The 24,447-nt window shown below is 72.8% G+C and carries 19 protein-coding genes; 10 read left to right on the forward strand and 9 right to left on the reverse strand.

All coding sequences use genetic code 11. The features are described 5' to 3' along the window. The first annotated feature begins 9 nt into the window (after positions 1-9). Together ABZ810_RS00165 and ABZ810_RS00170 are read left to right on the forward strand one after the other, a co-directional pair. Complete coding sequence (locus ABZ810_RS00165) at positions 10-2,157, forward strand: alkaline phosphatase family protein (protein WP_358397205.1); 2,148 nt, start codon at positions 10-12, stop codon at positions 2,155-2,157. Then, on the forward strand, positions 2,154-2,912 hold the full coding sequence (locus tag ABZ810_RS00170; protein ID WP_358397208.1) for an MBL fold metallo-hydrolase: 759 nt from the start codon (positions 2,154-2,156) through the stop codon (positions 2,910-2,912). Before ABZ810_RS00165 ends, ABZ810_RS00170 begins: the two co-directional genes overlap by 4 nt. 179 nt (positions 2,913-3,091) lie before the next feature. On the opposite strand, the gene recQ is transcribed toward ABZ810_RS00170, so the two are convergent. The 5 genes from recQ to ABZ810_RS00195 form a co-directional block, all read right to left on the reverse strand. Then, positions 3,092-5,077, reverse strand: coding sequence for a DNA helicase RecQ (recQ, locus tag ABZ810_RS00175; RefSeq protein WP_358397210.1), 1,986 nt, complete (start codon positions 5,075-5,077; stop codon positions 3,092-3,094). A 62-nt stretch (positions 5,078-5,139) separates the two neighbouring features. Then, the gene (locus ABZ810_RS00180; protein WP_358397213.1) at positions 5,140-6,426 is read right to left on the reverse strand and encodes an ArsB/NhaD family transporter; all 1,287 of its coding nucleotides are present in this window, start codon (positions 6,424-6,426) and stop codon (positions 5,140-5,142) included. A 385-nt stretch (positions 6,427-6,811) separates the two neighbouring features. Continuing rightward, complete coding sequence (locus ABZ810_RS00185; protein ID WP_358397215.1) at positions 6,812-7,294, reverse strand: CBS domain-containing protein; 483 nt, start codon at positions 7,292-7,294, stop codon at positions 6,812-6,814. 71 nt (positions 7,295-7,365) lie between these two features. After that, positions 7,366-7,740 (reverse strand): hypothetical protein, encoded by a 375-nt coding sequence (locus ABZ810_RS00190; RefSeq protein ID WP_358397218.1) that lies wholly within the window; start codon positions 7,738-7,740, stop codon positions 7,366-7,368. Positions 7,741-7,743: 3 nt separating this feature from the next. After that, positions 7,744-8,508: an SPFH domain-containing protein gene (locus tag ABZ810_RS00195; RefSeq protein ID WP_358397220.1), complete on the reverse strand. Its 765-nt coding sequence runs from the start codon at positions 8,506-8,508 to the stop codon at positions 7,744-7,746. Positions 8,509-8,737: 229 nt separating this feature from the next. Here ABZ810_RS00195 and ABZ810_RS00200 point away from each other — a divergent pair, with 229 nt between their 5' ends. Both ABZ810_RS00200 and ABZ810_RS00205 read left to right on the forward strand, forming a co-directional pair. Next, positions 8,738-9,853, forward strand: a complete 1,116-nt coding sequence (locus tag ABZ810_RS00200; RefSeq protein ID WP_358397223.1) for a histidine kinase — start codon at positions 8,738-8,740, stop codon at positions 9,851-9,853. Next, entirely contained in the window at positions 9,850-10,509 is a 660-nt protein-coding gene (locus ABZ810_RS00205; RefSeq protein WP_358397225.1) for a response regulator transcription factor, read from the forward strand. The genes ABZ810_RS00200 and ABZ810_RS00205 overlap by 4 nt, the downstream gene beginning before the upstream one ends. Before the next feature lie 95 nt (positions 10,510-10,604). On the opposite strand, the gene ABZ810_RS00210 is transcribed toward ABZ810_RS00205, so the two are convergent. Further along, on the reverse strand, positions 10,605-11,288 hold the full coding sequence (locus ABZ810_RS00210) for an HAD family phosphatase (protein WP_358397227.1): 684 nt from the start codon (positions 11,286-11,288) through the stop codon (positions 10,605-10,607). A 215-nt stretch (positions 11,289-11,503) separates the two neighbouring features. On the opposite strand from ABZ810_RS00210, the gene ABZ810_RS00215 reads away from it, so the two are divergent. Together ABZ810_RS00215 and ABZ810_RS00220 are read left to right on the forward strand one after the other, a co-directional pair. Further along, positions 11,504-12,004: a hypothetical protein gene (locus ABZ810_RS00215; RefSeq protein WP_358397229.1), complete on the forward strand. Its 501-nt coding sequence runs from the start codon at positions 11,504-11,506 to the stop codon at positions 12,002-12,004. Positions 12,005-12,105: 101 nt separating this feature from the next. After that, positions 12,106-12,489 (forward strand): phage holin family protein, encoded by a 384-nt coding sequence (locus ABZ810_RS00220; protein ID WP_358397232.1) that lies wholly within the window; start codon positions 12,106-12,108, stop codon positions 12,487-12,489. 71 nt (positions 12,490-12,560) lie between these two features. On the opposite strand, the gene ABZ810_RS00225 is transcribed toward ABZ810_RS00220, so the two are convergent. From ABZ810_RS00225 to ABZ810_RS00235, 3 genes are all read right to left on the reverse strand, one after another. Next, positions 12,561-14,615 carry a hypothetical protein gene (locus ABZ810_RS00225; RefSeq protein WP_358397235.1) on the reverse strand — a complete coding sequence of 685 codons (2,055 nt, stop codon included), beginning with the start codon at positions 14,613-14,615 and terminating at the stop codon, positions 12,561-12,563. Between the two features lie 904 nt (positions 14,616-15,519). Further along, positions 15,520-16,533: a hemolysin family protein gene (locus ABZ810_RS00230; RefSeq protein WP_358397238.1), complete on the reverse strand. Its 1,014-nt coding sequence runs from the start codon at positions 16,531-16,533 to the stop codon at positions 15,520-15,522. Then, on the reverse strand, positions 16,521-17,885 hold the full coding sequence (locus ABZ810_RS00235) for a hemolysin family protein (RefSeq protein WP_358397240.1): 1,365 nt from the start codon (positions 17,883-17,885) through the stop codon (positions 16,521-16,523). The genes ABZ810_RS00230 and ABZ810_RS00235 overlap by 13 nt, the downstream gene beginning before the upstream one ends. A gap of 310 nt (positions 17,886-18,195) precedes the next feature. On the opposite strand from ABZ810_RS00235, the gene ABZ810_RS00240 reads away from it, so the two are divergent. The 4 genes from ABZ810_RS00240 to ABZ810_RS00255 are packed head-to-tail and all read left to right on the forward strand — an operon-like array spanning position 18,196 to position 24,446. After that, on the forward strand, positions 18,196-19,404 hold the full coding sequence (locus tag ABZ810_RS00240) for a hypothetical protein (protein WP_358397242.1): 1,209 nt from the start codon (positions 18,196-18,198) through the stop codon (positions 19,402-19,404). Next, the gene (locus ABZ810_RS00245) at positions 19,404-21,941 is read left to right on the forward strand and encodes a tetratricopeptide repeat protein (protein WP_358397244.1); all 2,538 of its coding nucleotides are present in this window, start codon (positions 19,404-19,406) and stop codon (positions 21,939-21,941) included. Before ABZ810_RS00240 ends, ABZ810_RS00245 begins: the two co-directional genes overlap by 1 nt. 1 nt (position 21,942) lies before the next feature. Beyond that, positions 21,943-23,118, forward strand: a complete 1,176-nt coding sequence (locus ABZ810_RS00250; RefSeq protein ID WP_358397246.1) for a protein phosphatase 2C domain-containing protein — start codon at positions 21,943-21,945, stop codon at positions 23,116-23,118. Further along, a complete protein-coding gene (locus ABZ810_RS00255) occupies positions 23,115-24,446 on the forward strand; it encodes a VWA domain-containing protein (RefSeq protein ID WP_358397248.1) in 1,332 nt (443 codons plus the stop codon). Before ABZ810_RS00250 ends, ABZ810_RS00255 begins: the two co-directional genes overlap by 4 nt. Position 24,447 lies beyond the last annotated feature (1 nt).

Genomic DNA, 24,447 nt, shown 5'->3' on the forward strand with positions numbered 1-24,447 from the left:
CCTCCGTTTATGCAGTTCAGGCGCGGCCTGTTCCGGCCGGGCGGCTGCTTTACTTCGAGTGATCGATCTGTTCTGATCGAGAGCATGGTCCCGGTGTCCGGGCAGGGAAGACGGCATCTGCTGGCCCGGTGGCTGTTGCGTGGCTGGCGGCCCCGGTGGCGGCAGGTGTTCGACCTGCTCTGGGAATGGCTGGCCGGCATCCTGGTGCTCGGGCTGATCATCGCCGTGCACGCGGGGCTCGCGGCGACCGGGGCGATCAGCGTCGCGATCGCGGTCCTCGTGGTGGCGATCGTGGACGCGGTGTTGCGGCCGGTGCTGACGGCTCTGGCGGTCGCGCTGTCCTGGTTCGGCGTCTTCGCGATCGGGCTGTTCGCCCAGGCCGTGGTGGTGTACGTCGGGCTGATGCTGGCGCCCGGCGTGACCGTGGACGACTTCTGGGACGCGCTGCTGGCGGCGTGGTTGTACGCACTGATCGCGACCACGCTGGGCTGGCTGCTGTCGGTCGACGGCGACGACGCGTTCATCAGCCACTGCATGCGGCAGGCGACCAGGGGCCGGGCGAAGGTCGAGCGGTCCGAGGTGCCGGGCGTCATCTTCGTCCAGCTCGACGGGGTGCCGCTGCCGGTGCTCCAGTGGGCGCTGAACGCGGGCAACCTGCCCACGTTGTCGCGGTGGGTGCGCTCGGGTGATCACGTGGTGCGCGGCTGGACGGCGCGGGTGCCGTCGACGACGCCGGTCTCGCAGGCCGGGCTGCTGCACGGGACGACCGAGGGGATCCCGGCGTTCCGGTGGTACGAGAAGGACGCCGGCCGGATGCTGGTCGCCAACCGCCCGTCGGACGCGGCGGAGATCGAGTCGCGGATCTCGGACGGGAAGGGACTGCTGGCGGACGGCGGCGTGAGCATCGCCAACCTCTTCTCGGGGGACGCGGCCGTGCGCCTGCTGTCGATGAGCGGCGCCAAGGGCGGCGGCATCGGCCCCTCGTCCTCCTACGCGTCGTTCTTCACGCATCCGTTCGGGTTCAGCCGGGCGCTGATCCTGACGATCGGCGAGATGATCAAGGAGTTGTGGCAGGCGCGGCGGCAGCGGGTGCGGGGGATCGAGCCGCGCATCAGCAGGCGCGGGACGTACGTGCTGCTGCGCGGCGTCACGAACGTGATGTTGCGCGACCTCAACGTGGCACTGGTGATCGAGCAGATCATGCGCGGCGCGAACTCGATCTACGTGGACTTCGTGGACTACGACGAGATCGCGCACCACGCGGGCCCGGTGCGGCCCGAGTCGCTCTCGGCCCTCGAAGGGCTCGACAAGGTGATCGGCCAGCTGGAGCGGGTGACCCAGCAGGCGCCGCGCCCGTACGAGTTCGTGATCCTCTCCGATCACGGGCAGAGCCAGGGGGCCACCTTCCTGCAGCGGTTCGGCAAGCCGCTCGAAGAGATCGTCCGGGAGCTCATGGGCGGCACGACCGAAGTGGCGTCGGCGACGTCGACGGTCGAGGAATGGGGACCGGTCAACACCTTCCTGCGGCAGCTCATCGAGCAGGAGAGCGTGAGCGCGGGCATCGCGCGGCGCGTGCTGAAGGACCGGGAGCTCGGCGCCCAGATGGCGGAGAACGGCAAGGCCGACCTGGTCGTCGCAGCCTCCGGCAACCTCGGGATCGTCTACTTCCCGCAGTACCCCGGGCGGCTGACGTACGAGGAGATCGAACGGAACTGGCCCGACCTGGTGGGCGCCCTGGCCAACCACCCGGGCATCGCGTTCGCCGTGGTCACCTCCGAGGAGTGGGGGCCGATCGCGGTGGGGCGCGACGGCATCCGCCACCTGGAGAACGGCCGGGTCGACGGTTCCGACCCGCTGGCAGGCCTGGCGGACAACGCGGCATCGGATCTGCTGCACGTCGCGCACCTGAAGAACGCCCCGGACATCTACGTGAACAGCATGGTCGACCCGGCGACGGGCGAGGTCGCCGCGTTCGAGGAGCTGGTCGGCTGCCACGGCGGCCTGGGCGGCTGGCAGACGCAGGCGATGCTCGTCCACCCCGCCGCCTGGCCCCTCGGCCCGGAACCGCTGATCGGCGCCGAGGCCGTGCACCGGCAGCTCGTCGAGTGGCTGGAAAGGCTGGGGCACCGGGAGGGCCTGAGAGAGAAGGCCGGATGACCGAGGTCACCTGGTGGGGGCACAGCACCGTCACGATCGACGACGACGTTCGGATCATCACCGACCCGCTGTTCGCCTACCGGGTCGGCCACCTGCGGCGGCGGCGCGGCCAGGTGCCGGGGCCCGCGGCCCGGGAGGCGGACGCGGTGCTGATCTCCCATCTGCACGTCGACCACCTGCACCTGCCGTCGCTGCGGCAGGTGTCCGCGACCGCCCCGGTGGTGGCGCCCCGCGGGACACGCGCCCTGCTGGCCTCGGCCGGCGAACGCGATCTCGCCGACCGGTGCACCGAGGTCGTCGCCGGAGACGAGGTCGAGGTGGCGGGCACGAGCGTACGGGCCGTACCGGCGAAGCACAGCGGCCGCCGCCACCCGTGGTCGCGCCACCGGGGCCCGGCGCTCGGCTACATCCTGACCACGCGACACCACATCACGTGGTTCGCGGGCGACACCGACCTCTTCGACGGGATGGGGCGCCTGGGCAGGATCGACCTGGCCCTGGTGCCGGTCGGCGGTTGGGGCCCGACACTCGGCCCCGGCCACCTCGACCCCGAACGCGCCGCCGAAGCCGTCCGCAGGGCCGCCCCCGGCATCGCCGTCCCCATCCACTACGGAACGTACTGGCCGACCGGCCTGGACCCCGTCCGCCCGTACCTCTTCCTCGGCCCAGAACGCGAATTCGCCACCCGCGCCAAGACCACCGCCCCGGACACCGACGTCCGCGTCCTGGAAGTGGGCGCCTCCACAACCCTGTGAACGACCGCGCCGTGTCGCCTCACACCCTGTGGATATCGAGCCGTAGCGGCTCACAGCCTGTGGATATGTCCCACGTCCGGCGTGGCCCGCCGCCTCTGGGCGCGCGGCCGTGGCCGCGTGGTCCACAGGTTTGTGGACGATGCGGCCGCCGTGGGCCGATCGCGGTTGTGGACGAAGGGTCAGGTGTCGGCGGCGAGGGTTTCCAGGACTTGCTCGCCGTACTTGGCGAGCTTGTTCTCGCCGACGCCGCTCACCTTGCCCAGCTCGGACAGGGACGACGGGCCTCGGGTGGCGATCTCGCGGAGGGTGGCGTCGTGGAAGATGACGTACGCGGGGACGCCCTGCTCCTTGGCGGTGGCGGCACGCCAGGCGCGCAGCCGTTCGAAGACGGGCTGGGCTTCGGCGGTCATGTCGACGGGGGCGGACTTGCTGCGCGATTTGGCGGTCTTGGCGGCCGCTGCGGGGCGTTCGGGCTCGCGGCGGAGTCTGACCTCGCGTTCCTTGCGCAGGACGCCGTTGCTGTGCTCGGTGAGGACGAGCGCGCCGTAGTTGCTCTCCACCGCCAGCAGGCCCTGGGCCAGGAGTTGCCGGATGACGCCGCGCCATTCGGTGTCGCGCAGGTCGCCGCCGACGCCGAAGACGCTGAGCGCGTCGTGGTCGAACTGGATGACCTTCGGTGTCTTCTTGCCGACGAGGATGTCGATGATGTGGCCGGCACCGAACTTCTGGCGGCGTTCGCGGTCGAGGCGGACGACGGCGGACAGCACCTTCTGCGCGGCGACCGTGCCGTCCCACGACTCGGGCGGCGTCAGGCAGGTGTCGCAGTTGCCGCACGCCTCGCCGGACTGGCCGAAGTAGTTGAGCAGCTGGACGCGGCGGCACTCGACCGTCTCGCAGAGGGCGAGCATGGCGTCGAGGTGCATGCTGAGGCGGCGCTGGTGCGCGTCGTCGCCCTCGGAGGAGTCGATCAGCTTGCGCAGGTTGACGACGTCCTGGAGGCCATACGCCAGCCAGGCGGTGGAGGGCATGCCGTCACGCCCGGCGCGTCCGGTCTCCTGGTAGTAGCCCTCGACCGACTTGGGCAGGTCGAGGTGCGCGACGAAACGTACGTCGGGCTTGTCGATGCCCATGCCGAACGCGATCGTCGCGACGACGACCAGGCCGTCCTCGCGCAGGAACCGCGACTGGTTGGTCGCGCGGACCGGTGCGTCGAGGCCCGCGTGGTAGGGGACGGCCGCGACGCCGTTCTGGACCAGCCATTCGGCCGTCTTCTCGACCGAGTTGCGGGACAGGCAGTAGACGATGCCCGCCTCGCCCGCGTGCTCGTTGCGGATCAGGTGCAGCAGCTGGCGCTTGGGGTCGGTCTTGGGCTCGATCCGGTATTGGATGTTGGGCCGGTCGAAGCTCGCCACGAAGTGGCGCGCGTCGTCCAGGTCGAGCCGCCGCGCGATGTCGGCGCGGGTCTCCTGGGTCGCCGTGGCGGTGAGCGCGACGCGCGGCACGTCCGGCCAGCGTTTGTGCAGCTCCGACAACATCAGGTAGTCGGGCCGGAAGTCGTGCCCCCACTGCGAGACGCAGTGGGCCTCGTCGATGGCGAACAGCGCGATCGTGCCGCGTTCGAGCAGCCGCACGGTCGACTCGACGCGCAGGCGCTCGGGGGCCAGGTAGAGCAGGTCGAGGTCGCCGGACGCGAACTGCGCCTCGACCACCCGGCGCTCGTCGAGGTCCTGGGTGGAGTTGAGGAACCCGGCGCGCACGCCCAGCGCCTGCAACGCGTCCACCTGATCCTGCATCAGGGCGATCAGCGGCGAGATCACGACGCCGACGCCCGGACGTACGAGCGCGGGGATCTGGTAGCAGAGCGACTTGCCGCCGCCGGTCGGCATGAGGACGAGCGCGTCGTTGCCCTCGACGACGTGGTCGATGATCTCCTGCTGCCCGTCGCGGAACGAGTCGTAGCCGAAGACGCGCTGCAACGCCTCGATCGCGGACGCCGGCGGCTGCGCGAGCGCCACCGGAGCCGGCCCGCCCGCCTCGTGCGGAGCGTGACCGGTCTCGTAGAGGTCGTCCGGAGGAAGATCGTCCTCGAACCACGGATCCGGCGGCGGCTCGTCGGGCAGCGTGTACGCCTCGTCCGGTCCGGGTCCGCTCTCGGGGGAAGCCACCGGTTCATCCTAGTGACTTCCCCCGAGCCCGGTCCCGTTGTCCACAGGCCCGGGCGGCCGGCTCAGGTGAAGTAGCGGAGCCAGACGTAGGCCCAGGCGGCGAGGGTGCTGAGCACGGTGACCACGATGCCGTAGCGGGTGAACTGCCAGAACGTGATCGGGTGCCCGCTGCGGGCCGCGATGCCGATGGCGACCACGTTGGCGCTGGCGGCGACCGCCGTGCCGTTGCCACCGAAGTCGGCGCCGAGGGCGAACGACCACCAGAGCGACTCGGACGTGGTGGCGTTCGGGGCCTGGGCGGCCATGTCCTCCACCACGGGGGCCATCGTCGCGACGTACGGGATGTTGTCGAAGAAGGCCCCGAGCGCGGCGGAGCCGAACAGCAGCGCGGTGGCGGCGGCGAAGTAGTCGTCGCCGAACACGCTGATGGCCTGCTCGCCGAGCGTCTCGATCATGCCGGTGTGCACCAGCCCGGACACCATCACGAAGAGGCCCATGAAGAACACCAGCGTGGGCCACTCGACCTCGCGGAGCACGGTGCCGACCTCGACCCGGGTCACCAGGATCATGACGCCGGCGCCGACCAGGGCCACGATCGACGGCTCCAGGGGCAGGACGGCGTGCAGCGAGAACGCGACGATGACGACGCCCAGCACCGCCAGGCTGCGCACCAGGAGCCTGGTGTCGGTGATGGCGCGGCGTTCCTGCAGCGCCATCACCTCCTCGACGTGGCTGGGGTCGAAGCGCATCGCCCCGCGGAACAGCACCCGGGTGAGCAGGACGAACAGCACGTACACGATGACCACGACGGGCGCCATGTGCACCAGGAAGTCGGTGAAGCTCAGGCCGGCGCGACTGCCGATGATGATGTTGGGCGGGTCGCCGATCAGGGTGGCCGCGCCGCCGATGTTGGAGGCGAGGACCTCGGCGATGATGTACGGCTGGGCCGGGATGCGCAGGCGGTCGCAGACCACCACGGTGACCGGGACGACCAGCATGATCGTCGTGACGTTGTCCAGCACCGGCGAGGCCAGCGCGGTGATGGACATCAGCATGACCATCAGCCGGTACGGCCGGCCCCCCGAACGTTTGGCCGCCCAGATCGCCAGATAGTCGAACAGGCCGGTCTGGCGGACGATCCCGACGATGATCATCATTCCGAAGAGCAGGAAGATGACGTTCCAGTCGATGCCCTCGTGCTCGGAGAAGAACACCTCGGCGCCGGGGGCCAGGCCCAGCACGACCATCGCACCGGCGGCGACGAGCACGACCTTGACCTTGTCGGCCTTCTCCGTGGCGATGAAGAAGAACGCCACGACGAAGATCGCCAGCGCGAGGAGTCCCGTCATCGACGTGCTCCCGGCGGCCCCGGCGGCACGGACGCACCGAGCGGCACGGACGGGTGGGGCGGTCCCGTCGGTACGGGCGGTCCCGGCAGGGGGCGGACGGGTGATCGCAGGCACGCGGGCATGGTCGATTCGCCTCACAGGTGTTGTCAGGTGGCCGGCCGGCGGGACACCGCGGGAGGCGGAAGCAGGCGGCTGCGCTGCGGTGGTGGCTGCGCTGCGAAAGCGCGGCGCCACGGAAGGTGCTGCGCTACGGAAACGGAAAGGGGACGAGCTACGAAGGGGGCTGGTCAGGGAAGGGGGCTGCGCGGCGCCGCGGACGGTCGCGGCACCGTCGAAGGCGGACGTCCGGCAGAGGAGCCAAGCCGCCCTGTCGGTCAGGTGCCGCTCAGGTGGCGGTCTGGTCTCCAGGGCCGGGCCCGGGGCCGATCACGGCGAGGCTGGTGAGCAGCCGTTCCAGCGTGATGGCCCCGGTCAGCACGCCCCGCCGGTCGACGACCGCGATGATCGGGCTGCGCAGCCGGGCCATCTCGGCCGCCACCTCCAGCAGGTTGGCGTCCGCGGTGACGGTCGCGGGCCGGGCCGGTGAACGCGGCAGGCAGTCGCCCACCGTCAGCTCGCCCAGCTCCTGCCAGAACAGGTCCGCGTGGGCCTCGTCGACGACGCGCGCCAGCGCCGGGTCCTCCTGATAGGAGCCGGGGATCGCCAGCCGCAGCACCTGGCTGCCCGGCAGCACGGTGCGGGGACGCCGCTCGTCGTCGACGACGATCAGGCCGGGCAGCCGGTTGACCGCCATGACCCGCACGGCGTGAACGGCCGGATCGGCGGCGGTCACCGTCGGCACGTTCACCGCGATCTCACGTGCTTGCATGGCACCATCCTGAGGGGCGGGGCCGCGTTGCGGCAGGGCAGTACCGGACAGGGGCGTGGGCAACGGCGGGCTCATGAGCGCAGCTCCTCGGTCAGCCGCGTGATGCGGTCCTCGAGGACGGCCAGCCGGTCCGGGATGGGCCGGGTGTGCAGCAGGTCGGCGATCTGGTCCGCCTCGTCCGGCTCCAGGATCAGCCGGACGGACGGGACGTCGTCTCCGTCATCGGCCCCGTACGGGCTGGGCGACCTGGAGGGGCCCGGTGGTGCGGCGGCGCCCGGTGGGCCGTGCCCTCCGGGGCCGGGCCGGCGATCGGGGCCCGGTCGCGGATCGACGAGCAGGCTGCGCGTGCCGCTGTGCTCGACGAGAACGCTGAGGCGCTGCCCGCGCCGGGTCCGGCAGTGGTGCAGGACGCCGACGCCAGGGATGGTGCTCGGAACGAGTTCCATGTGTCAGTCCCGCCTGTTGGAGTGAACGTTGTCGTGGAACGCGGGTCGCGGCCCCGGCGCCTGCCCTGATCGCGGCCCGGGTCGCGGCTCGATGGATTCGGCCCAGCGGAGGAGGTCGGAGTCCAGCCGTACCTGCACGCGGGAGAACTCGACGACGGTGATCTGCGCTCCCCAGCCGGCGACGCGGTCGCTGATCCGCCTCGACAGGTCGCGCCGTCCCGCTCCGGGCGGTTCCCGCAGCAGCGCCGACAGCTCGACCAGCTCGTGCGTGGCGATGTACGTACGGATCTCGGACTCGGCCGCGGTGAGCAGGGCCGCCCCCAGGGGGCGCGGCGCCCGCGCGTAGCGGACCGGGTCGTTCACCCTGACCCGTGCGGCGGCGTTCACCGTGACCGCGACCCCGTCGGCGGTGACGCCGCGCAGCCACAACACGTCCAGGGCGCTATCCTCGCGCGGGACGCGGACGGAGCGGCTCAGCATCGGGGGCGCGAACACCAGCCTCGAGTCCTTCACCACCGGCGGCTTCCCGGCCCGGAAGACGACCATGCGCTGGTGGGCGGGGACGACCCGTACCGCCCAGGCCACCAGGCCGCCCACCAGCATCACGAGGCCGACCACCCCCATGGTCCGCCATTCCCCGGACGAGAGCTGGCCCGCCTCTCCGAACCGCCCCGCGATCGCGGCCGGGCCGGTGCCCTCGGGTTCCCGGGTGTGCCCGCCGGCGAGCAGGGGCACCGGCGCCAGAAGCGGATCAGTTGCTCCGATCATGGGCTGGTCTCCCCTCGCGCGACGCTGTCCGGGACCCGGTTCCGGGGGTCCGCACCGCCCTGCGGAAGGGGTCCTCCGGGCGGTGTGACCTCCAGTCTGCGCAACGCCAGGCGGGGTCACCATCGGGTGCGGCACCCATTTACCGGGGGGCATGACATGTAGGGGGACCTGGGAAAATGCTGTGCGGCCCTCATGGACAAACCCGGGGTGGCGTCTCCACGCTGGAAGGATGAGCGATCAGCGTGCCCGGCCCGGCCACCGGTCTGACCGGCGCCCCGGCCAAGGCCCCGGCGGGTGGGCGTTCCCCTGGCGAGGCGGGCGGCGCAGGCCCGCCCGGACACCGGCGCAGGCCCTGTTCCGGCGGCTCTTCATGATCAATGGACTCGTGTTCACCGTCGGCACGCTGGTGCTCGCGCTGTCGCCCGCCACCGTGTCCTCGCCGGTCCTGCTGGCCGAGATCCCGGTGCTGATCGTGGGACTGGGGCTGATCCTCACCACCACGGCCTGGTCGCTGCGCTCCAGCCTGACGCCGCTGGACTCCCTGGAGACGGTGATGCAGCGGGTCGAACTGCTGCCCCGCGGTGATCGGCTGACCGACAACGGGAACGGCGACCTCACCCACCTCATCGACACGTTCAACGCCATGCTCGACCGCCTGGTCGCCGAACGCACCGCCAGCAGCGCCTACGCGCTCGCCGCCCAGGAGGAGGAACGGCAGCGCATCGCCCGCGAGCTGCACGACGAGATCGGGCAGAGCCTCACCGTGGTGCTGCTGAGCCTCAAGCGCGCCGTCGACCGGGCACCCGCCGACCTGCGGGACGAGCTGCACACCGTGCAGGAGACCGTACGCGGCAGCCTCGACGAGGTCCGCCAGGTCGCGCGCCGCCTCCGGCCGGGCGTGCTGGAGGACCTCGGGCTGCGCAGCGCCCTCAACTCGCTCGGGTCGGACGTCCGCGACGGCAGCCGCATCCCGGTCACGCTGACCATGGACGACGACCTGCCCGAGCTCAGCGGCGAGGTCGAGTTGGTCCTGTACCGGATCGCGCAGGAGGGCCTCACCAACGTGGCCCGCCACTCCCGGGCGACCGAGGTCGCGATGTCGTTGACCGCGCGTGACGGCGCCGTGATCCTGAACGTTCAGGACGATGGGGACGGCGGCGCGACCACCGAGGGGGCGGGCATCCGCGGCATGCGCGAGCGGGCACTGCTCATCGGCGGGCAGCTGCGGATCGACTCGCCGCCCGGCCGCGGCACCCATCTGACGCTGACCATTCCCACCCCGCCGGTAGCGGCCTCCCCACCTGCCACGGCTCCGCCGGGCTCGACGAAGGCAGGTGACGCGTGAACGCCGTCCCGAACCCGATCAGGATCCTGCTGGCCGACGACCACGCGCTGGTCAGGCACGGCCTGCGGCTGATCCTGGACGCCGAGCCCGACCTCGAGGTGGTCGCCGAGGCCGCCGACGGGGCGGAGGCCGTCCAGGCCGTAGGCACCGGCGTCGACCTGGCGATCCTCGACATCGCGATGCCGCGGATGACGGGCATCCAGGCCGCCCGCGAGATCTCCCGCACCCACCCGAACCTGCCGATCCTGATGTTGTCGATGTTCGACAACGAGCAGTACTTCTTCGAGTCCCTCAAGGCGGGCGCGTCGGGCTACGTCCTGAAGTCGGTCGCCGACCGCGACCTGCTGGAGGCGTGCCGCGCGGCGGTGCGCGGCGAGCCGTTCCTCTATCCCGGCGCCGTCACCGCGCTGATCCGCGACTACCTGCAACGTGCGCGCAACGGCGAACGTGTGCCGGACAACATCCTCACGCCCCGCGAAGAGGAGATCCTCAAACTCATCGCCGAAGGCCACACCGCCCGCGAGATCGCCGACACGCTCACGATCAGCGTCAAGACGGTCGACCGGCACCGCGCCAACATCCTGGCCAAGCTCGGCCTGCGCGACCGCATCGACCTCACCCGCTACGCCATCCGCGCGGGCCTCGTCCAACCCTGACGCCTGATGGACGGCGGGGTCGCGCCGGCCGTCGGCGCCATGAGGGGGACGGCGTCGAGGCGCCCTCGCGTCGGTGCGCCCGTGGTGAAGGGGCGTCAGGCGCCGCCGCCGGGAGGGGGACCGGCGCCGATCTTGGCGAGCAGCTCCGGGGTGACGGCGTCGAGGTCGTCGGCGACGTGGGAGGCGAGCGCGAGCGCGTCCTCGTCCGGGGGATAGCGCGGGTGCGGCACGGCGATCACGTACATGCCCGCCGCGTACGCCGAACGCAGGCCGTTGCTGGAGTCCTCGACCGCCGCGCACGCCTCGGGCGGTACCTCCAGGCGCCCGGCGGCGGTCAGGTAGCCGTCCGGCTCGGGCTTGCCGCGGTCGACCTCCTCCGTCGAGACCGTCGCGCGGAACAGGCCGTCCACCCCGAGCCGCCCGAGCACGAGGTCGATCAGGGCGCGCGGGGACGAGCTGCTCAGGCCCAGCGGGTACTGCTCGGCGAGCCGCCGGATCGCCTCGTCGGCGCCCGGCATCAGCGGGAGGTGCTCGGCGTACCGCCGGCTCATGCGGTCGATCACGCCGTACGCGACCTCCTCGGCGGTGAGGCCCTCGATGAGGTCGGTGGCGAGGTAGTCGGCCCACTCCTCGGTGCTCATGCCCATGAGGCGTTCCTGGGTGTCGGGCAGCCAGCGTCCGCCGTTGTCGGCGACGAACGAGCGGCGCACGTCCTCCCAGACCGGCTCGGTGTCGATGAGCACCCCGTCGAGGTCGAAGACGACCGCCCTGATGGACATGGCTTTCCTCCTCGAAGCGCCGTGGACGCCGGGGATGGTGACCCTCTGGCAACGATCAATACCCCGACGAAACGGGACGGAACCCTCATATCGCTCTCGGGTGAACCCTGGCTGACCTGCGGTTATCCGACAAAAGAGGCAAAACCCCGCAAAGGTCTGGCAAGGTGGTGATCGCTCCGACCCCCGCCTCCGGAGTACTGGAGAGGAGACTGCTCATGGTGTTCCTTGGACTGGCCCTGGCCGTCGCCGCCGCCGTCTGCGGCGTCGGCATCGCGATGGAGAACGCAGGACCCGCCGAACTGGTGGTCTTCGGTGAGACCGTGCCGGGCGTCACCAACGTCTGGCAGGTGTTCTTCGCCGGCGCCGCCGTGGCCGTGGTGTTCATCGTCGGCCTGATGCTCACCTTCGTCGGGATGGGCCGGATGTTCCGCACCCGCCGTGACCTGCGCTACCTGCGCGAAGAGCACGAGGAGTCGCTCACCACGCTCGAGATGGAGAAGCGCGAGCTCCAGCGTGAGCTCGCCCGCGCCCGCCAGGGCGGCGGCGCCCCGGGCGCTCCCGCCGCCCCGCGCCGCTCGCAGCGCCGCGCCCCCGCGCCCGCCCCCGTCGCGCCCGTCGCGCCCGCCCCGGCGCCGGCGGCCACCCGAGGCGGCGGTGCGGCCACCAGCCGTTCCCAGGTCACCGCCAACTCGTCGTTCTTCGACCGCGCGGACTGAACCCGGCCGCTTCTCCGGTGGCCCTCGGTGGTTCTCGGTGATGAGTCCGGCGCGGGAGATATCCCCGCGCAGAGGGATGGAGGGCCACCGGACCGGAACGCATGATCGTTGATGTGCGGATACTCCTCAAGACAGGCATCATCGCGGTGGCGTTGTGGGCGGCCACCATCCTGATCGACGGCATCACGGTCACCGGGGACACCGACCTGCGCCGGGTGGCCACGCTCCTCGGTGTCGCGGTGATCTTCGGCCTCGTCAACGCCGTCATCAAGCCGATCGTCAAGACGCTGGGCTGCGCGTTCTACGTGCTCACACTGGGCCTGATCGGGCTCGTCGTGAACGCCCTGCTGCTGTGGCTGAGCAGCACCATCGCCGAACGCCTCGAACTCCCCTTCCACGTCACCGGCTTCTGGCCGGCGTTCTGGGGAGCGATCGTCGTCGGAGTCGTCGGCTGGACCCTCAACCTCCTCCTCAACGACGACTGACCCAGGCTCGCCACACCCGCCGACCAGCTCGCCACACCCGCCGACCAGGCTGTCGGACTCCCGCCGGGACGTCAGACGCCCGCGACGGCACGGTCGAACGGGCCGCGCAGCAGGTGCCCGGTGTCGTCCCGCTCGGTCAGCACGGCCGCGTACTCCGCGTACTCCGGAGGCCGCTCACCGGGGACGCCGATCAGCACCCAGTCGCTCGCGTGAACGGCGCCGACCAGGACGTCGGCGTCGTTCAGGCGCCCGGCGCCCACGACCACCAGAGTGTCGAAGCCGGACGTCGACACCGGCGAGGCGCCGACCGCCTCGGGCGTCCCGCAGACCAGCCGGGACTCGTCGAGCAGCGCCTGCGCGGCCGGACCCGCGTCGGCCGCCGACAGCTGCTCGATCCGGCGCATGACCGTGCGCTGATGGCCCGCGAGGACCTCGTCGTCCGGCTCCGCGCCGCAGATCCGCCGCGCCATCTCGCGCGACCTGGCCTCGGTCTCGGCCGCCGCGTCCACCTCGGCACGGAGCGCGGCGAGCTCGGTCTCGGACTCGCCGCTACGCCGGTCGAGGACGCCCGCGATCTCCGCCGCCCGCCCCGCGGCCGTGGCGGCCTGGGCCTCCGCCTGCTCCGCCGCCGCCACGGCGCCCTGGTGCGACCGCTGCGCCGCCGCCAGCCGTTCCTCCGCCTGGCGGAAGACCTGATGCGCGTGCCGGGCCGCCATGCTCGCCTGGGTGGCCCGGTCGACCGACTCGGCCGCCCGGTGCGCCTGCTCCCGGTGCGCGGCGACCGCCGCCTCACGTTCACCGGCCAGACGGTGGATCTCGGCGTTCAGCCGTTCCTGGGCCGCCTGCGCCGCCGCGAGCCCGGAACCGCCCTCGGAGATGAACCTGACCAGGCCCGCACGGTTGGTCACGGCCCGCTCGGCCGCCTCGTTCGCCTCCCGGGCCTGCTTGGCGGCCTCGTCCGCCTGGCGCGACTGCGCCTTCACCTCCGCGCGCAACTCCTCGATCCTGGGCGGCATCGAGGAGACGTGCAGGCGCTGCCCCAGCGTGAGCTTGCGGCGCTGCGCCGCCAGCGCCGACTCGGCCGACTTGAGGCGGTAGTAACCGGTGTGCCACCGGGCCTCCGCGTCCGTCGCGGCGGCGTTCAGCCGTTCGGTCTCCTCGGTCGCCCGCGGAAGCTCGGCGCGGGCCTTGGTGAGCTCGTCGCCCAGGGACTCCTCGGCCCGCCGCGCCTCCTGCAACTCGCCCTGCGAACGGGCGGTCTGCTGGTCGATCGCCGCACAACGCGCGTACGCCTCGTCCGCGACACGGGTGTGCTCGCCCGCCTCGCCCGCCGCGGCCTCCGCCAGGCCATGGAGCCGCGCCGCCTCCGCCCGGGGCCCGGCGGCCTCCTCGGCCAGCCGCGCCTCCTCGGCCGCCAGCCGGTCCCGGTCGGCGTGGATCCCGCCGATGGCGTCCTCGGCGGCCGCCGCCTCCTCCCGCGTCCGCTGGAGTTCGGCTGTCAGGCCTTCGATCTCGGCGGCCAGCCGCTCGCCGAGCCGTTCGTGCTGCTCCTGAAGATGAGCGAACGCCATGCGGTCACGAGGCCACTGCTCCAGGAGGAGAAGCTCGCGCTGGAGGTTCTTGGCCTCGGCCTTCCACACCTTGCGCCACGCGTCGCCGGGCCGCACCACGGCACCCCTGAACACCCCGGCGGGCGCGGGCTCCGCCTCCGGCCTGGTCGGCGGCTCGATGTCCATGACGGTCGCCATGTCCGCCTGCGGAACGACCCCGTCCACCCGTACGGCCAGCACCTCGTCCCCCAGGTCACGCAGCACCTGGTCGACCGTCTCGGCGTTCGGCGCCAGCAGCAGCACCCGCCCCTCGTCCGCCAGCACCGCCTCCCGCGCCGCCGCGACCTCCGCCCCCCCGCCCGCGACCTCGACCACCCGGGCCCGAGCCTCAGAAGGATCGACCATCAGCCGGACCAGCGCCTCCCAGTCACCCGCGACCCGCCGCTCCCGGAACGAACGCATCGCCTCCAGATGCGCCGCCCACCCCACCGGCCGAGCCCCCGCCCCCGACCGCTCCCGCAGCACACCCTCCAGCCGCTCGTAAATCCCGATCAGCGGCCCATAGACCCCGTCCACCAGCTCCTGATCCGACTCGACCAGAACCGGAAGGCCCTCAGTCCCCCGAGCCTCCTCCTCATCACCCACACCCGACTCACCCGCCGGAACGGGCAGAACAGACCCAGCGTCGGCCAACCCACCCCCCGCCCCGGCAACAACCCCCGGCCCAGCCGCACTCGCCTCGTCCGCCCCGATGCCCGAACCCGGCTCAGTCGTGCTCGTCGCACCCACGTCCGGCTCGTCCACACCAGGCTCAGCCGCGCCCGCACCCGCCTCGTCCATCGCGGGCGGCTGGACGGGCAGGACCGGCGTAGTCTCAGCGAACGCCCCGACCTCCGGCGCCTCACCTACGTCCGCCTCGTCCGTCCCCACCCCGTCCCCCGGCAGCGTGGGGAGGACGGGCGTAACTTCAGCGGGCTCGCTGGCCTCTGGCGCCTCCACCGGGTCTGTCTCGTCCGCCCCGGCGGCGTCCTCGGGCAGCGTGGGAAGCGCCCGCGTGGCGGTGCCGGCGTCCGTTTCGGTCTTGTCCGCGGCTGCCTCATCCACGCCCGTGCTGGGCTCGGTCGTGTTCGTCTCGTCCACGGGCGGCCCGGTGGCTGCGCTTGGGGTGGGGAGGGCTCGGGTGGCTTCTACGTCGGCGGGGGCGGTTATGGCCGACGGGTCCGGGGCCGTTGTGGCGGTGGGGGGCGTCTCGGGCTCGGGCAGGGGCGGGATGACCAGTTCGGCGGTGTCGGCTCGGCCTGGGGGGAGGCGCAGGGGAGGCTTCGGGCGGGTCGACTCGGTCTCTTCGCCCGTTCCGTTGGAATCACGCTGCACCGCGGCCACCCTCGTTCCTACGTCCGGCGCTTTGTGGCCGTCGTCTCCTTTTCTTCCCAGGACTAACGTCTCACAGGTCAGCGATCATCGGATCGCGGTCCGGGGGTCAGTGCGGGTTGGTGGCGAGGAGTTCGGCGAGGAGGTCGTCCAGGGTGACGATCCCGGCGAACTCGCCGTCGGCGCCGGTGACCGCGGCGAGTTGCGCGTGGGCGCGGCGGAGGCGGCTGACGGCGTCGAGGATGGTGGTGCCCGGCGTGATGGCGGGGGCCGGGGTGGCGAGTTCGAGCGCGTTCTGGTCGCCGTCGGCGGTGATGGCGGCGCGGACGTGGACGATGCCGACGACGGCGCCGGAACGGTCGCGGACGATCAGGCGGCTGTGGCCGCTGGCGGTGCCGGTGCGGCGGATCTGGGCGGCCGTCGCGTCGGCGTCGACCGTGGTCACGTCGGTGGCCGGGACGATGAGGCGGCCGACGGTGGCCTCCCGGGCGGAGATGGCGCGGCGCAGCAGTTCGTGGTCGTGGCGGCCGATCAGGCCGAGGCGGCGGGACTCGCCGACGAGATGGTTGAGGCCCTGCGCGTCGGCGTGGCTGTCGAGCTCGTCGCGGGGCGTCACGCCGATGAGGCGCAGCAGGGCGTTGGTGGTGATGTTGAGGGCCGACAGGATCGGCCGGGAGACCTTGGCGAACGCGCGGAACGGGAGCGCGAGGATCAGCGCCGAACGTTCCGGGTGCGTGATGGCCCACGACTTGGGCGCCATCTCGCCCACGACCATGTGCAGGAACGTGACGACGGCGAGGGCGGTCGCGAGGGCGATGGCCTTGGTGCCCGCCTCGGGCATGCCGATGGCGTGCAGCGGTGGTTCGAGGAGGTGCTCGAACGCGGGCTCGGTGACGATCGCCAGGCCCAGGGAGCACATGGTGATGCCGAACTGGGCGCCGGCGAGCATGAGGGAGAGCTCGCGGACGCCGGCGACGGCGGCTCCGGCGGGCCTGCTGCCGCGGGCCGCCAGGCGTTCGAGCTGGGGACGGTTGGCCGCGACGAGGGCGAACTCGGCGGCCACGAAGAAGCCGTTGCCGACCAGGAGCAGGACCGTGATCAGCAGGGTGGTCAACGGGTCCATGACGCCGCCTCGACGGGTTCGCAGGCGGGGAGCTCGGGAGAGTCCCCGGTCTCCAGGGCGCGCAGCCGCACCTGGGCGGCGACGCGGCGGACGACGCTGACGACCTCGATCTCGACCTGACCGGCGTCGACGTCGACGACGAGCCGGTCGCCGGGCGCCGGGAGGCGGCGCAGCTCGGCCATGACAAGGCCGCCGATCGTGTCGTAGGCGTCGCTCTCGGGGAGCGGCAGCCGGGTCATCCGGCCGACCTCGTCGATGCGGAGACCGGCGTCCAGCAGCCAGGAGCCGTCGGCCTCGGTGCACGGGACGGCGTCGCGCACGTCGACCTCGTCGGTGATCTCGCCGACGAGCTCCTCGGCGATGTCCTCGAACGTGAGGATGCCGGCCAGCCCGCCGTACTCGTCGACCACGCAGGCGAACTCCTCGCCGGAGTCGCGCATCTGCTCGATGACGCCGTACAGCGGCTGGCTGCCCGGCACGAGCAGCGCGGGCCGGGCGAACCGCCGGATCGCCGCGTCCTGGTCGAGGGTGTCGTCGGCGACCTCGCGGACGCCGGCCACGCCGACGATGTCGTCGACGTCCTGCCCGTACACCGGGTAGGTGGTGTGGCCGGACTCGCGGATCAGCGCCACCAGGTCGGCGACCGGGGCGCTCGCGGGCACGGTGCGCACCTGCGGGCGCGGCACCATGATCTCGTCGGCGGTGAGGTCGCCGAACGACAGGGCGCGCTCCAGCAGGCCCGACAGGTCGGCGGGCAGGTGCCCGGAGCTCTGCGAACGGCCGATGATCTCGCCGAGGTCCTCGAGGGTCGCGCCGTTGTGGAGCTCCTGGACGGGTTCGACGCCGAGCGCGCGCAGCAGGCGTTCGGCGGACAGGTCGAACAGCCTGATCAGCGGCCCGGCGACGGTCAGGTAAAGGAGGGTCGACGGCGCGAGGAGGCGGGCCAGCCATTCGGCCCGCGCCAGCGCCAGGTTCTTGGGGAACAGCTCGCCCAGCACCATCTGGATCAGCGTGGCCAGCACGAAGCCGGTGGCCAGCGCGATCGCGCCGGTGGCGCCCGCGGGCACGCCCAGCAGGTCGAGGAGCGGTTCGATCAGCTCGGCCAGCGCCGGCTTGGCGATGAAGCCGACGACGAGCGTGGTCATGGTGATGCCGAGCTGCGCGCCCGACAACATGAACGAGAGCCGGCCGATCACCTTGACCGCGCGGCGGGCGTTGGCGTCGCCCTGCTCGGCGGCCTGCGTGAGCTTGGCCCGGTCGGCGGCCACGAAGGAGAATTCCTGGGCCACGAAGTATCCGGTGGCGGCCGTCAGGAGGACGACGGCGAGAACGCCGAGGACGGCGGTCAGCATGGCGCACCGGGTCTATGACTGGGGTCCGACACCGCGGACTCTCATCTCCTTCTGATCGACGGCAGGGTTCCGCTTCAACCTGAAGCAACGTCACCTCACACCAGGACGTTCCCGGAGCACAAGACCCGACCGCGTGATGATCGCCTCAGTGCGTCTTGTCGCGGAAAGTGTCACCGATCACACTGTTTCCATTGCGTACGGACGATCCTGGGGTGGTTCGCGCCGGGCAGACGGGGGACAGGTGACGGCTGCGAGGCGATGACAAGAGCGGGCCGAAGTGAGTGAGAGCGGGGCTGGGGCGACCGCGCCCATGAGTCGGGAAGGCATCGACCACGCCCTCGAAGGGCTGCGCGACGAGAAGGACCGGATCGCGGCGGCTCTGCTGGCCCTGGACGGCCACGAGGGTTACCGGCTGCTGAAGGGCGCCCGGCTGGCCGGGGGCACGTGGCGGCAGTGGAACGAGGCGCAGGAGCGGATCGCGCTGTTGTGGCGCCTCTTCGACTCCTACAACCAGACGCTGGACGCGGCGGAGGTGCGCCGCGAGCGGCTCGGCCGACGTCCCGATCACGAGTCGCTGGCGGAGCTGACCCGCCTGCTGTCGGGGCCCTCGGTGGAGCTGCCGGGCGAGATCCCGCTGGAGAAACGTTCGCTGCTCGGGCCCGTCCGCGAACGCCTCACCCTGGACGAGACGGTCGCGATGATGGCCGCCGCCTACGACAAGGCCGCCGACGTGGTCGCCGCGGCCGACGCGGCCTGGGAGGCGCTCCTCGTCCCGCTGGAGGAGGCGGAGGAGAGCTGGCGCGAGACGGCCCGCCTCGTCCAGGAGCTGGAGGACGTCCGGCATGCCGAGCTCGACCGGCTCGGCCGGGAGCTGACCGCTCTCGGCCAGCTCGTGCGGACCGATCCGCTGTCGCTCGTCCGGGGCGGCGCCCCCGACACCGCCCGGCTCGACGAGCTGCGGACCGCCCTGCGCGTGCTGCGGGACGGGCTGGCGGACGTGGCGCGGATCCGTGACGGCTACGACGCGCACATCGCCCGGCTGGGGGAGTCGATCGCCGCGGTCGAGGCGGCCGAACGGGAGGCCGGGAAGGTCCGGACCACCGTCCTGGTCAAGATCGAGAACGCCGTGCTGCCCGAGTCGCCGGCGCAGGCCGACGGGCTGCGGCGCCGCCTGGCCGCGCTGGCCGGGCTGCGCGCGGAGTGCCGGTGGCTCGACCTGGCCGAACGGGCCGCCGAGCTCGAACTGGCGGCCGTCACGGCACTGGAACAGGCTCGCGACCACCTGCGTCTCAGTAGCGGACTGCTCGACCGGCGGGGCGAGCTGCGCGGCCGGGTGGAGGCCTACCGGGCCAAGGCGGCGCGGCTGGGTTTCGCCGAGGACGAGCTGCTGACGCGACTGTACGGGGAGGCGCGCGAGCTTCTGTGGACGGCGCCCTGCGACCTGCGGCGGGCCACCGCGGCGGTGGCGGAGTACCAGCGTGCGATCCGAGCGTGCGAGAGCGAGACGCGGAGGGCCTGATGACGACGACACCGTGCACCCAGTCCGCCTGTGACGGCGGCACCGTGGGCGACGACGGTTTCTGCGACGTCTGCGGTATGGCGCCGCTCCCCGAGCCGCCGCCCGCCAACCCGAGCCTCACGCCGGTCCCGCCACCGGATCCGTCAGGGGCGGCCGGGGGGACGGGGCACGCCCCCACCCGCCCGGCGTTCATCCCGTCCTCCCCCAAGCCCTATTCGGTGGCGGCGGGCAGCACGATCCCCGACATCGGTGGTCTCGTCGGAGGCCCCGCGGGCACCGGGGGCGGCGCCACCGGCCCGTCGGGCCCGTCCGGCCCCTCGGGGCCTTCGGGGCCGACCGGGTCGACGGGCTCGGGCGGCAGCGGCGGCTCGTGGGCGACGCGCGGGACGGGCTCCACCGGCTCGTCCAGGCGCGGCATGCTCGGCGCCGGGCTCGTCGAGGTGCCGCCGGTCCCCTACCGCGATCCGGCGTCGGCGGTCATGGACAAGCCCGAGGTGCCCGAGAGCCGCCGGTTCTGCAGCCGCTGCGACGAGCCGGTCGGCCGTGGCCGCGAGGGGCGTCCCGGCCGTACGGAGGGCTTCTGCCGGAGTTGCGGCCATCCGTTCTCGTTCACGCCCAAGCTCCACGAGGGCGAGCTGATCGGCGGGCAGTACGAGGTCCTCGGCTGTCTCGCGCACGGCGGCCTCGGCTGGATCTACCTCGCCCGCGACCACAACGTGAGCGCGCGCTGGGTGGTGCTGAAGGGCCTGCTCGACACCGGCGACGCCGACTCGATGGCCGCCGCGACCGCCGAGCGCGCGTTCCTCGCCGAGGTCGAGCACCCCAACATCGTCAAGATCTACAACTTCGTGCAGCACGGCGGCACCGGCTACATCGTCATGGAGTACGTCGGCGGGCAGTCGCTCAAGGACATCCTGGTCCGCCGCCGGCAGGACGCCGGGGACGACGCGGCGCTCCCCCTCGGCCAGGTCATCGCCTACGGCCTGGAGGTCCTGCGCGCCCTCGGCTACCTGCACGGCGTGGGCCTGATCTACTGCGACTTCAAGCCGGACAACGCCATCCAGTCCGAGGAGCAGCTCAAGCTGATCGACCTCGGCGGCGTGCGGCGCGCGTTCGACGTCAACAGCCCGATCTTCGGCACGCCCGGCTACCAGGCGCCCGAGATCTCCGACCAGGGCCCGTCGGTCACGTCCGACCTCTACACGGTGGGCCGGACGCTCGCCGTCCTCAGCTTCCCGTTCCGCGGTTACACCGGGCGGCACCTGCGCAGCATGCCGCCGCGGCACGAGGTCCCGGTGCTGCAACGGCACGAGTCGTTCCACCGGCTGCTGCGCAGGGCCACGCACCCCGATCCGGCCGGGCGTTTCCAGAGCGCGCCGGAGATGGCCGAGCAGCTGACCGGCGTGCTGCGCGAGGTCCTCGCCACCGAGGACGGGCGGGCGCGTCCCGCGCCGTCCACGGTGTTCGGGCCGGAGCAGGCGGTGGCGGGCACCGAGATCGTCGACGCGATGACGGGCGAGGGCGTGCTGGCGCCGCTCGACCCGGCCGCGGCGGCCGCCGCGCTGCCCGCGCCGCTCGTCGACGGCGCCGACCCGGCGGCGGGTTTCCTGACCGGCATGACCGGACGTGACCCGGGGGAGCTGGCCGTCGCGCTGGCGACCCCGTCCGTCCCGTCGCTGGAGGTGACGCTCGCGCTCGCCCGCGTCCGGATCGAGCTCGGCGAGCTGGACGAGGCCGCGCGTGCGCTGGACGGGATCGCCGACGAGGATCCCGACGACTGGCGCGTCACCTGGTACCGCGGCGTCGCCGCGCTGACCGGCCGCCGGTACGACGAGGCGGTGCGGACGTTCAACCGGCTGTACGACCTGATGCCGGGGGAGACGGCGCCCAAGCTCGCGCTCGCGTTCGCCAACGAGTGCAAGGGCGCCGCCGACTCGGCCGCGCACTTCTACGAGCTGGTGTGGCGGACCGACCCGACGTACGTGAGCGCGGCGTTCGGGCTGGCGCGCGTCCGCCTGGCCGCCGGTGACCGGACGGGCGCCGAGCAGGCGCTGGACGCGGTCCCGTCGATCTCCAGCAACTACCTGACCGCGCAGCTCGCCGCGGTCGCGGCGGCCGTGCGCGGCCGGGCCGCGGGCGACCTCGGCGGCGACGAGCTGGTCGAGGCGGGGCGCCGGCTGGAGACGTTGCGCCTGGACACCGAACGTTACGCGCGGTTCGCGGCGGAGGTGCTGGAGGCGGGGCTCGGCTGGGTACGTTCCGAGCCGGCGCGGGTGGGCACCGCCTCGCCCGCCGCGCTCGCCTCCCCCGCCACGACCGCGGTCTCACCGGCACGCGCCACCACGGCCCCGGCGCCGGGCGCGGGCGGGGCCGTCAGAGGGCACACCACGCTGCTCGGCGCCCCGCTCGCCGAGAACACCCTGCGCCGCAAGCTCGAGGCGACGTACCGCCTGCTGGCCAAGCTCGCCGACGGCACGGACGAACGCCACGAGCTCGTCAAACGGGCCAACTCCGTACGGCCGAGGACGCTGTTCTGAGATGGGCGCCGGGAGAACGCGCGCCGAGGACGGCGACGAGCACGGGGGCACGGCGCCGGGCCCCGCGGGACGGCACGCCTGCCGCGAGTGCGGTGAGCCGCTGAGCGCCCGCGACCGGTTCTGCGAGGCCTGCGGCCGGCCGAGCGACCTCCTCGTCGCCGGGGCCGCCGCCCGCCGCCGCCCCGAGGCCCGGCGCACCTGCAAGGACTGCGGCGCGATGGCCGTCGGCCCGGACGACTACTGCGACGAATGCGGGCTCCGCCAGGCCGGCGACCGCGAGCACGTCGAGCTCGCGCTGACGGCCGACGGCACGGTCGCGGCGGCGCCGGTCTCCCGCGGCATGCCCGCGGCCGGGATCAGCGACCGCGGCCTGCGGCGCAGCCGCAACGAGGACGCGCTCGCCCTGGCCTGCGCCGCCGCCCCGGTCCAGCCTCCGGACACCCCCGAACGGCTGGTCTGCGCGGTCGTCTGCGACGGGGTCGCCACCGCCCCCGGCTCCGAGGCCGCCGCGCAGCTCGCCGCCGACACCGGCGTCGCCACGCTCGTCCGGCGGCTCGCCAACGGCGCCGAGCCCGAGGCCGCGACGCGCGTCGCGGTGTCCAGGGCCGCCCGCGCGGTCGCGGACCTGCCCGGCGCGCACCGCAACGCCCCCGCCTGCACGTACGTGTCGGTCGTCGTCGGCCCGCGGACCGTCACGATCGGCTGGGTCGGCGACAGCCGCGCCTACTGGCTGGCCGGCGTGCCGGGCCGTGCCGCGCCGTCGCTGCTCACGCTGGACGACTCGTGGGCGGTGCGGATGGTCGCGCGCGGCGCGCTCGACGCCGGCACCGCGTTCGCCGACTCGCGGGCCCATCTGCTGACCGCGTGGCTGGGGGCGGACGCGGGCACGATCGAGCCGCACGTCACCAGCTTCACGCCCGACGGGCCGGGAATGGTCATGGCCTGCAGCGACGGGTTGTGGCACCACCTGCCCGAGCCGGGCGCTCTCGCCGCCACCGCGAGCGGCGGCACCAGCCCCGACGCCACCAGCCCCGACGCCGCGACGGGGAGCGCTGCCGACCCGCTCAGCGGTGCGCGGCGCCTCGTCCAGGCGGCGCTGGACGCCGGCGGCCACGACAACGTCACGGTCGCCCTCATCCCGTTCCCACCGGAACCCTCCAGGGAGACACTCAGATGAGCGACCTTCCCGAGTTCACGATCAAAGTCGACCAGAACCACTTCCTCCCGGCCGGTGGACGCGAGATGCACGCCGTCGTGACCGTCGAGGCGACCGGGGCGGCGTCCGGGCTCCCGGGCCCGCCCGCCGCCGAGGCCGCCGAGATCATCATCATCGACACGTCCGGATCGATGTCGTACTCCGGCAAGATGGCCGCGGCCAAGCGCGCCGCCAAGGCCGCGATCAACGTGCTGCGCGACGGCGTGCACTTCGCGGTCGTCGCCGGCGCCAACCAGCCGCGCATGGTCTACCCCGCGGGCGAGCGCCTCGTCCGGGTGAGCGACCGGACCCGGCACGACGCGCAGAACGCGGTGACCAGGCTGGACGCGGCGGGCGGCACCGCCATCGGGACCTGGCTGCGGATGGCCGACCGGCTCTTCGCCGAACACCGCGACACGATCCGGCACGCCATCCTGCTCACCGACGGCAAGAACCAGCACGAGAGCGACGTCGAGCTCGACGCCGCGCTGGCGCGGTGCGCGGGCACCTTCGTGTGCGACGCGCGCGGCGTCGGCACCGACTGGGAGGTCGCCGAGCTGCGCAAGATCGCTTCGGCGCTGCTCGGCACGTTCCTGGACGTGCCCGACCCCCAGGACCTCGAACGCGACTTCCTGGAGATGACCAGGACGTCGATGGGCAAGGAGGTCGCCGACGTCGTCCTCAGGTTGTGGACGCCGCAGGGAGCCACCGTCCGGTTCGTCAAGCAGATGACGCCGACCGTCGAGGACCTCACCGGCCGCCGCGTGCCCTCCGGCAAGCAGACGGCCGACTATCCGCTCGGCGCGTGGGGCACCGAGGACCGCGAATACCACCTGTGCGTCGAGGTCGAGCCGGGCGACGTCGGGCGGCAGATGCGGGCGGCCTGGGCCAAGCTCGTCGTGCCGGGCGGCGGGCCCGTACCGGTCGAGCAGGTGCTCGCCTCCGGCAACGTCCTGGCCGAATGGACCGACGACGAGGCCAAGTCCACCCGCATCAACGGCCGGGTCGCGATCCACACCGGCCAGTCCGAGCTCGCCGACGCGATCCAGGAGGGCCTGGAGGCCCGCCGGACCGGCGACGAGGAGACGGCCACGGCCCGGCTCGGCCGCGCGGTCGTGCTGGCCAACCGGGTCGGCAACGAGCAGATCGCGGGACTGCTCGACCGGGTGGTCGACGTCGTCGACGTCGAGTCGGGCACCGTGCGGCTCAAGAAGGACGTCGACAAGGCCGACGAGATGCGGCTCGACACCCGTTCGGTCCGGACCGTGCGAACACGCCAGGGCGGCGAGCGGCAGCAGGACGGAGGCTGAC

This window comes from Spirillospora sp. NPDC047279, assembly GCF_040643285.1.
Lineage (GTDB): Bacteria > Actinomycetota > Actinomycetes > Streptosporangiales > Streptosporangiaceae > Spirillospora.